The 10,748-nt window shown below is 44.8% G+C and carries 4 protein-coding genes and 1 pseudogene; all 5 read right to left on the bottom strand.

All coding sequences use genetic code 11. The annotated features are described in order from the left end of the window. Positions 1-350: 350 nt before the first annotated feature. Positions 351-1,568 (bottom strand): amidohydrolase, encoded by a 1,218-nt coding sequence (locus BU200_RS09445; protein ID WP_075099912.1) that lies wholly within the window; start codon positions 1,566-1,568, stop codon positions 351-353. Between the two features lie 483 nt (positions 1,569-2,051). Continuing rightward, the gene (locus BU200_RS09450; RefSeq protein WP_075099913.1) at positions 2,052-2,549 is read right to left on the bottom strand and encodes a YkgJ family cysteine cluster protein; all 498 of its coding nucleotides are present in this window, start codon (positions 2,547-2,549) and stop codon (positions 2,052-2,054) included. Between the two features lie 427 nt (positions 2,550-2,976). Continuing rightward, complete coding sequence (addA, locus tag BU200_RS09455) at positions 2,977-6,696, bottom strand: helicase-exonuclease AddAB subunit AddA (protein WP_075099910.1); 3,720 nt, start codon at positions 6,694-6,696, stop codon at positions 2,977-2,979. Then, entirely contained in the window at positions 6,686-9,931 is a 3,246-nt protein-coding gene (rexB, locus tag BU200_RS09460; RefSeq protein WP_075099911.1) for an ATP-dependent nuclease subunit B, read from the bottom strand. Before rexB ends, addA begins: the two co-directional genes overlap by 11 nt. Before the next feature lie 584 nt (positions 9,932-10,515). Beyond that, a pseudogene (locus tag BU200_RS09465) lies at positions 10,516-10,748 on the bottom strand (IS110 family transposase); the annotation flags it as partial.

Below are 10,748 nucleotides of genomic sequence, written 5' to 3' on the forward strand. Positions count from 1 at the left end.
ACCAAATAGTTCGCAGGCTTCTGTTCGAGTATGCCCTTCCTGAACGAAAGAGATTACACGTTTTCTAAAATCAATACTATATGTCATGGTTCTATTATATCATGGATTTTAGAGTGAAACAACTATAGAACTTACTGACCACTGCGTTGACTTATGCTCAACAAAAGCACAGGCAGCCTTACTGAAAGATCCCACTTTTGAAATGCTCCAAAACTTCTTCTCGCCGTAATGGCAGTTAGCATACTAAAGCAGCCGCATTGTGGGATGCGACTGTTTTAGTATCTTCCCCATCAGCTACTTGCTTAGGACTGATGAATAGAGTTAGATTAGATATAGGCTAAATGGCTGGTTCATTCAGTTCCTAGATAGCGTAGTATCGCCACAAGTGCGGCTTCTGTGCCTGTTCGAAGAGTGGGCTGGATAGCGGGTGCGAATTTGGGATTGTGATTGGCATAGATTTCCTGCTCTTCTGTGAAGCCTCCAAATCCCCAGTAGAGATAGGGGATATTGAGGGCGCGTGGAATGTAGGAAAAATCTTCCGAAGCAGTCATAGGCTGATAAGCTACTACTCGTCCTTTCCCCAGATAGGTCTCAAAAGCTTGGGTCACCTCAACTGTGATTTGGGGATCGTTGTCGGTCAGCGGATAGCGGTCAAAGACTTCTATCTCGGGTTTTCTCGTACAACCACCTGCTTCACATTCGGCATGAACAATACGCTTAATACTGTCTAGCACTTGCTGCTGGACTGTTTCATTATATGTCCGAATATTGACCAGCAAGGTCGCTGTATCAGGAATAATGTTGGCTTTTAAGCCTGCCTGAAAACTGCCGACAGATACGACGGCAAATTGAAAAGGATCAACTTCTCGAGCCACAATGGTCTGTAATCTCATCACAATAGATGAAGCAATAACAATGGGGTCTACACTTAGATGTGGCATGGAACCATGTGCCCCTTGACCATAAACCGTGATTTTTAATGAGGCAGCGCTGGACAAAAAAGAACCTGACCGGGTACCGACTTTCCCTGCCACAGGTTCCGTCAGGACATGCTGACCTAGTGCCAAGTCGGGGCGTGGAATTTTCTCAAATAAGCCATCTTCTATCATGGCTTTTGCTCCAGCAGCGATTTCTTCACCTGGTTGGAAGAGGGCGATATAGGTCCCCTGCCATTCATCCCTATACGTAGCTAATGCCCAGGCTGCGCCCAGTCCAGCTACTATATGGACATCATGACCACAGGCGTGCATGACTGGCACCATATCCCCATTTAGATCTCTCATGACAACCTGTGAGGCATAGTCCAGCCCCGTCTCTTCCTTAATAGGAAGACCATCCATATCGGCTCGGAAAAGAACTGTCGGTCCCTCTCCATTTTGCAAAATGCCGACAACACCACCACCAATCAGCTGTGTCTGATAGCCATAGCCTTGCAAACAATCGAAAATCAATTGTGCGGTCTGCGTTTCCTGCATTGATAATTCTGGATGACGATGAAGAAATTTGTAGGTTTCCTCCTGCCATTCCTGAATCTTATCCAAGGATTGTAATACTTGTTGAATAGACATCATGTTTCCTCCTTGATCATCTATATTTTTTACTTGTTTCGTCTGGTTGATCATTGTACTAGCTCCACCAGTCTGGGGAGAGACTGGTGGAGGTCGGAAATAAAGAAAACGAAGTTTGCGTCAAAACAGTCTGGGGAGAGACTGGTGGAGGTGGGATATAAAGAAAACAAAGTTTTCGTCAAAACAGGCTGGGAAGAGATTGGGCGGATATGAAGAAAGCGAAGTTTTCTTCAACAGTCGCAGGTAGTGACTCCTCTTAAAAAGAGGAACGAAACAGCTCTCTCCCAAATATTTATACTCTACTGATAGTATAGCACAAAGTCGAAAATAAGGGTTGACAGCCTTTAAAAATCAAAGGATACCTTAGGCTACAAAACTCCGCCGGAACTGTTCACGCGCCAAAAACCCTACTTCTGATTTTCCTCAAGTAGGAACAACCATAAAAACAAGAAAGCAGCCTAGAGCTGCTCCATTCAATTTTTCTCACAAGCGTTCCTTTAGCTTCTCCACAAAGAGATAGGCGGCAGGACAGGTAAGGGTATTTTTTATGGTTAAGTGGTTGATTTGATAAATCTTCTTGCGGTCTGTATGAGGAAATTCACGGCAAGCCTTGGGGCGAACATCATAAATGGCGCAAAGATTATCCTCGCCCAGAAAAGGACAGGGCATGGCTTGAAAGACCTTGTCACCATCTTCATCGACCTTGAGATAAAGCTCCTCAAAAGCTGGCAGTTTCATGCGAAAATGCTTGGCAATGCGGGTAATATCCGCTTCGGTAAAGAGGGGACCTAGGGTCTTGCAACAATTGGCGCATGCCGTGCAGTCAATCTCTTCAAATACTTCCCTATGCACCTGCTGGACAATCTTATCCAAATCCTTGGGCGCTTTCTTCTTCAACGTCGCTAAAAATTTGCGATGTTCCCCTTGCTTCTGCTGGGCTAATTGTTTGTAATGCTCAATGTCAATTCTTGGCTGATTCATATCCACTGGTACTTCCTTTTCTCACCTTATTATACCACAAATGAGGAATCTAGCCTCATTTGCATTCACCTTGATACATCCTCACTATCGACTTACCATACTGAAATATCCATCCCTTGTCTTTAAGCTCATTCATTCGGCTGTCAGAAAGGACGGCTATAAAGATTCTTTCCTGCTCTCCTTATATTCGTAAAGGCTGATGACATCAGCCAATATAGGCATTTAGTATATCTTTTATTACTTCGTCAACTCGTCTTGCTGTACTCTAAGCTATATAAACTATAAAGCGAACAAGAATACATTCTGAATCACAGAAAATACAACTTGTTCGCTTTTTCTATATGGTTTTGACTTTTGTCCCGGGTTCTAGTCAGAACCCATTCAAGCACTGCCTCAAGCTATTCTTTACAAGGCTTGAGGTAGATTTCTATGGCAGGTGGACCACCTCGATCGTGTCTCCTCCTAGTAAGATGAGGTATTTTTCTACTACTGACACTTGGTAGGCTTGCTGGAGGGCATCTGCATAGAGCTGCATTTGACCGCGGTAGCGTTCAGCCAATTGGCTTGACTGCTGATAATGGTCCGTCTTGTAGTCAAAGAGGACTATGCGGTCTGGATAGTGGATAAATCCATCAATAATTCCACGTAGAACATAGTCTTCCTCTGCCTCTACATCACGCTGCAAGACGGCAAAGGGTTGCTCCCTGCGCACCAGATTACGGTGTGCTAGAATTTCTTGACCCAGTGGCGTTTCAAAGAAAGCGACAATCTTGGACACATCAATCTGTTCTTTAACAGCTTCTTCTGCGTTCACTTGAAGAAGCGTATCTGTCACAAGATCAGCTGTAATAGGCGGTACAAGGGGCAAGCGTTGCATCAATTCATGCACGGCAGAACCAATCTGGGCTCCCGTTACTTTTTGTTTGCTGCTGAAATCAGGTAGGATAAACTTCCGATTTGGAACATAGGTTTCCATGATCTCAAGACCATCATCTGCTAGAACTGGCTCATAGAGTTTCTTAATCTGGCTCGGTGTTCGAACGCTGGGCAGATCGATTGCAGCTCGGTAGTCTTGGTTGAGCTTTTCAACAGCTGCCAATTGATCCAGAGCAGCTACAATATCCTCTGACTGACGGTTCTCCCGCTGATCATCTGTTGGTAGGTGCGATGGTACAGCTAATTTGCCAATCTTTTCTGGGATCAAGTCTTCTGCTTCTACAAAGGTCTTCTTGAAATGTAGATCCTGTCCCTGAAAGGCTTGTTCGATCGCTAGAATCCAATCCTGAAAATTGGTCATGGATTCCCGTGTAGACTGGGCTAATACGCCCAAACGGGATTTTCCATCATATTTGTTGGACAGTTTTTCTCGGCTTCCTTTTCCCACCAGATAGAGTTTTTGTTCAGCTCGTGTCATGGCAACATAGAGCAAACGCATCTGTTCAGATAGGCTCAGGCGTTTCAATTCTTCCTGATTGAGCTGGTAGGGGAGGGTGTTCATCTGGACACGCACCCGGGGCAGGGGCGTGTCAAACTTGTCTTTCATATCTGCCAGATACTGGGCTCCAATCCCGTTTTCCCTGCTAAGGACAATCGGACTTCGACTTTCCTGACGGCTAAAATCCTTGTCCATATTTAGGAGAAAGACGTATTTAAACTCCAAGCCCTTGCTCTTATGAATGGTCATGAGCTGAACTGCGTTCTGCGGAAGGACAACCTCCACATCTGCCAGGTCATTATCGCTAGCAATCAGCTTATCAATCATAGTAATGAAGCGTGCTAGCCCCTTAAAGCCCGTCTTTTCAAACTGATTTGCCCTCAAACCGAGAGCGTACAGATTTGCTTGACGCTTTTCACCATTGGGCAGAGCTCCAACATAGTCATAGTACAACTTTTCATTGAAAATCTTCCAAATCAAGTCATAGATCGAGTGAGTCTTGGCATAAAGCCGCCAATTGACCAGATGAGCCTCGATATGTGCCAACTTTTTCTTCAAGGTTGGAGAGATCAATTGGGGATGAACTCCGCTGGCGTTCAAGGCATGCTGAAATTTCTGATAGAAATAAGCCGAATCAGCCTGCAAGGCAATCCGTGTCAACTCATCTTCTGTCAAGCGAAACATGGGGGATTTCAAGAGGGCAATCAAGGGATAGTCATTCAACGGATTATGAATCGCTCGAAGCGTATCCAGCATCACCATAACTTCTAAGGACTTGAGATAGTGGGCTTCGCCGCCATCAGATACCAATGGAATGCCGTGTTGCTCAAAGCTGGTTAAAATGCGCTCATTGCGGGTGCGCGAAGACACCAGCAAGGTGATGTCTGAAAATGCCACCTGTTCTTCCGTGTGCAAGCGGATGATTTCCTTGGCAACCAGCTCTACTTCACCTGCGCTGACTTCGTCTTGCTCCAAGTCTTCTTCTTTATCAGCATCAACATCGGTATTGTAAATCAAATACTCCATTTGATGATGGGGCTGTCGAATTTTCTGGCGATCGCTTCCTGCGACTAGACAATGGGTCTCATCGTAGTTGATTTGACCAACCGCCTTGTCCATGAGGCGAGTAAAGATGGCATTAGTCGCGTCTAGCACCTCGCACTGACTTCGGAAATTTTCCTTAAGCAGAATCAATTTGCCTGCGCTTGGATCTGCTTGATAGCGCTCAAATTTCTCTTGGAAAATACGTGGATCTGCCTGACGGAAACGGTAAATGGACTGCTTGATGTCTCCTACCATAAAACGATTATGCCCATTTGATAGCAAGTCCAGTATCCGCTCTTGGATGTGGTTATTATCTTGATACTCATCAACCATGACCTCATGATAGGTCGACTGGTAGAGCCTACGAATCTCTGGGTAAGTTGCTAATATTTGGATGGCAAAATGGCTAATATCTGTAAATTCATAACTGTTTTCCTGCATCTTGCGCTGAAGGTATTGGTCTGAAAAATCAAGTACAAAGTCCCTCAAGAGACCAAGGAGAGGCAAGATTTTAGGCTGGTAGGCAAGTACCGTTTCCAGATGTTTTAAATTGGTCAAACGCTCCTGTAAGTCTTTAAAGACAGGATATTTTTCACCCGCCACAGTCACCTCCGAACCCGACGGCAGTATGGCTACCAACTGTGCAACCACTTCTGGTAATACTCTTTGAACATCAAAAGGATACTTTGTCAACTTGTCTTGATGGACTCCAGTTCGATCCTCGACTGTGTTTTCTGGTCTATTTTTGATTTCCGTTGAGTATAAGCACTCCATTTTGCTGTCCCTGTCCTGCTCTGCCAATAGTTCCCTCAATTGACTGATGATTGCTATGTGCTTGGTATATTGAGCCGTTGGCTTGCCAGCTTTTGTTTGTTTTTTATAGTCAGGTAAGTCCGTTAGATCCTGTAAGTCATTCGCAGCCCGCTCCATACTATCTAACAATCCCTCAAAAGTCGAAGCTGGAAGACTGTCAAGGGTCGTGAAGCGCTCATACCCCTTCAAAAATCTTTCCTGAAGCCAGTCCTTAGGATGGCTGGTCGATTGGCTAAAGGTATGAATCTGATAGACAACCTCCCGGAAGCCTTTCAGATCCTTACGATGACTAGAAAAATTCCGCACCAATTGCTGGAAGACCACTTGATCCTTTCCTGCCATGTAGTCGCTCACTAGATCTGAAAACACTTCTTGTTTGAGCAAATCCTGCTCATTTTTATCTTGCAAAATACGGAAGGTCGGCGCAATTCCCAAAAGGTAGCCATAGGTCACCACCAACTGTTGGGTAAAGGCATCCATGGTTCCAATCGCAGCATTGGGCAGATGGGTCAGCTGTGCAGATAAATGCCGTTTCAACTCCTCATCTTGACTGTCACGAATAGCCTTGGTCAGCTGTCGTTCAATCCGTTCCTTCAGCTCACCTGCTGCCTTAACTGTAAAGGTCGAGATAAAGAGTTGGTCAACCCCAATCCCTCGCTTAATCTTATCCAAAATCCGCTCTACCATGACAAAGGTCTTACCAGAGCCAGCAGATGCCGATACGAGGACATTTTGTCCATTGGTGTAGATGGCTTCGATTTGCTCTGGGGTTCGTTTTTGCACCTTATCTGACTGGGCTTCTTCTTGTTGTAACGCTGCAATATCAGCTGGACTTAAAAATGCTTCAAACCTCATCGGCTACTCCTTTCTTCATTCTGTCTAGCCACTCCTCTTTCTTGCCACCTTTCACCAGTGGGCGGGCTAGAGAAAAGTGGCGGTCAGCTTCAAAACCTGTGATAGCCTTCAATTGCTCACCAGCCACGGAGCGTCCATCTTCGGTATAGGGATTAACTGCAAACTGACCTGCTACAATCTTCTCAGCCGCATGCTGATACAGGGTTCTGTTGTAGGCTAGCATTGTATCCAAATCCTGCTGGGTAAAGAGCGAAGCCTTGGTCTTGGCATATAGATGATTGAGACGATTGCTCTCTTCTTCCAAAAACAATCCCTTATAAACTAAAGATTTATAGGCGTTTGCTAGTATCTGATCCTCCGACTTGGTGTCTGTCAATTTTACAATCGGATCTAGCATGTGCAAATACATGGCACCAAAAATTTTCTCTGTTTGACTGAATGCTGGCAATTGCTGAACCGCTGCAATATAGGTCATCAACTGGGGACTAAGGCCATTGTAAAATGTATCAATGCGGAACTGGTTGCTACTTGATTTATAATCCACCACTCCGAAAGCCTGATTAGCAGTCAGCTGATCCAAGCGGTCAATTTTTCCTACCACTTGAACAGGACGCCCCTTCTCCAAGGTTAAAAATGGCGTTTCTTCTCTTCCAAAGACAGCTTCATTCGCTACAACTTGCGTAATAGGCTCATCTTGTAAGACCAAAGATGTTGCCCGTGCAATATCTAGCAAAACTGTTTCTGAAAATTGACTTTCCGCATTGAATTGATAAAGGGTGGCAAAAGACGGCTCCTGGCGGGTCTCTGTCATCGCTTGTTGCAATTTTTCATCAAAGGGACGGGTGCTATGATCCGTCGTGACCCGCTCAAAAATCCGATGCAAAAAATTTCCATGACTGCGGGCATCAGGGTGAATACTGTCTCGTTCCCTCAAGCGCAGAACATGCTTGACAAAGTACAAATATTCATTCTGGTAAAAATCTGTCAAACTAGAAGCAGATAAGATAAGCGGTGTCCCTGCTGGATAGAGAGTAGCAAGCGTGTCTGCCTCCAAGGGGCTAGTCTCAACATCACCTGTAATGGCTGGAATCACGATCTGTTCTTGCTCTAATTTCTTACGCAGATAGCGAATAGCAACATGCCAGAAAGTTTCTTCTTCCTTGGTCCACTCCGCTTCAAAGGGCAAGCGATTCGCTTCAATGACGCGGGCCAACAAACTCTTGTAATGTGCCACATCATCCCGTTGAAAACCAGTATGCTTCCCTCTTTCTTCTTTGGGAATCCCCATTTCTTGCAAGAGCTGCAGGTAGGGCGATAGGGTATCTTCTGCTTCATTGGCGAGTTGTGGAGCCGATAAGACTAGCTGTTCACTCGCCGCATTGACTAGCGAAATCATGGCAAAATGGTTCTTCTTGACATTCTCACGGCTGACCACATCAAACTTGGCGAAACGGCCTATCGCTTCGTTTATTCGCACTCGCTCTGCATCAGTCAGTAGGCTGGTGTTCTTTGCTAGTTTTGGGAAATGAGTCTGGGTCAAGCCAATGGCAAAGACATACTTAGCTGTATGAGGCTCAATCAGATCGTAGGATTTGACCCGTACCACATCAACTGTCGCAGGTACGACACGATAGGTACTGGCAAGCATACCTGCCCGTAGGATGGATAAAAAATCAGCGACTGTCAGCTTCTCATCTCCAAATATCTGGTGCATATCCTCTAAGAGATGGACAAAGCGGTTCCAGACCTGTTCATCCTTTTCCTGCTCCAACTGTCCAAAACTTGCTGATAGGGCTTCCATATTCGCTGGTAGGGCACTTGCTTCACAAAAATCACGGAATTTTCCTAGTAAACTCTTGCCAGATTGGGCACGGGCTTTAAAGAAAACTGTCAGCGGTGCCATGAGTTTCTCGCGGACATGATTTAGTTCTTCCAAATCATAGCGGTGACCATTTTTAGCAGTAAAGGCACGCTCAAATTGAGCCTGTCCCTTGACATCTGCAAACAAGAGGTACTGCTCAAATAGATCGATTGTTTCTTGAGACCACTGCTGATAGAGACCCGATTTCAAGAGATTGAGCATGTCTTCTGTCCTAAAACGGTAGCGCTTCAAGCGTTCCAAAGATTCGATCCAATGCACTAAGGGATGATGGCTCATCTCCTCTGCCCGACCTAGATAGTAGGGAATATCGTATTGGTCAAAGACTTTCCCAATCTGCAAATGATAGCTATCCACATCTCCAAGAAGAACTACAATATCTTTGTATCGTGTGCCTTGATGAAGCAGTTGCCGGATAGCGAGTGCCACTTGACAGACTTCTTCTTTCTGATTGGTCACCTCCCATAGCCGAACAGCTTTTTTATCTTCGGCTGTCAATTCTAGCTGACGCCCCAAAAAATCATAATGAGCTTCAATATTGCTCGACAGTTTTCCCAAGGCATCTAGTTCTTCTGAACCTGCTATATAACTAGGTTTGGTCTGATAGGTCTGCGCTAAATGACGAAGAAATTCCACACCCGCTTGATAGATATTGCCCTCGATATAGGTTGCCTGATAGGCTTTTTGGCTCGCATAGGTGGCAATGACCAATTCTGCTACACGTCCATTCAAAGCTGCAACGAGGGCTTCTTCCTCTGCGGAAAAACGGGTAAAGCCGTCCACAACGAGGATCACATCTGCTAGTTCTTGGTCTAGCTGACCGGATTCGACAACCTTACGGAATTGAGCTATTTTAGTAGAAACTTGAAAGCCTTCTGCCATCATCAGATTGTCAAAAGCCGTCAGAATCTTCACCAAATCTGCCTCTTTATCGGGAGAATCCAATTGCACCAAATCCCCAACGGTCACATTCGAACGCTGCATTTCCTTGTATAGGTCGACCAGTTGCTGGATAAAGGCAATATCCTGTTTGACCTTGCCATAGACTTGAAATTCCGTATCTTCCATCTGCGACAAAAGCCTGAAAAAGAGCATGACTAATCCCGTATCGTCCAGCGTTTTTGCCTGCCTTCCCTGATTGAGAGTAAAATAGCGTGCCAGCTGTTCAAAACGGGTCACCATCATGTCAAAGGAGCCTTTCTCCTTTACAGTAGACAATACTACCCGCTCTTTTTCAAAGGAGAGGGAATTGGGGGCAATGTAAAAGACCCGCTTCCCTTCCTGCGTATAGTTCCTTGCTAGTTCTGCTAGAAAGGTGGTCAATGGATAACGAATAGCTGCATAATATAATTTCATAGAATCTTCTTTCTAGTGACTTCTTGCATCGAGAGATGAGAGCATTTGACACGAGTTTCACTCTTACCTCTATCTCATCAGGAGTATAAAAGAGTGTCGCAGAAAGTCTCATAATCTAGTCTGTGAGTATATTTGTCTCTATTATACCAAAAGTCGGAAAAACATGCTTCTTTACCCAATTATAGTCAAGAAAAGCCCGGATTTTAACGGGTTACAGATAAAGCTCCCTTTAGGGGTAGTTTTTCCTGCCTCTAAAGATATGTTATTTCTTTGTAGAAGGAAAATAGAAGTTTGCAGAGCAAACTCTCATCTAAAAGTTCTGCGTCAGATTTCCTAGTTTGCTGTAACTGTTGCAGGCTATGCCTGCTATACAGATACGGTATTAACAGTCAGGGAAGTGACTGTTAATACATAAAAGGGTATGCTTTGTTTGCTTCAACAGTCTAGGAATAGATTGTTGAAGATTGGAGATAGAACGAGTGAGACCCGTGTCAAACGCTCTCGTATCTTGTGTAATTGAACTCGAGCTAAGCACTGTGTGAAATGGCAAAATAAGGTGTTACAATAATATGGCATGGACAACTTTAATGATTTTGGGTTGAACCGTAATCATAAAGTTTGTTATGCGTTATGAGGTAATACATGGTCCTTATGAGACGATGTATAGAGGCAATCGCATGTGGCTTAGTAGAACTAGCTTGCGATTGTCTTTTTCGTTTCTCATAGAAATCAGCGATATGGCAAGGATTGGTATGACGAGCTGAAGCGATGTTATGGATGCACTTAAAGAGAATCTTTCTGGCATAAGGATTGCCTC

Source organism: Streptococcus acidominimus (assembly GCF_001921825.1).
Taxonomy (GTDB): Bacteria; Bacillota; Bacilli; order Lactobacillales; family Streptococcaceae; genus Streptococcus; species Streptococcus acidominimus.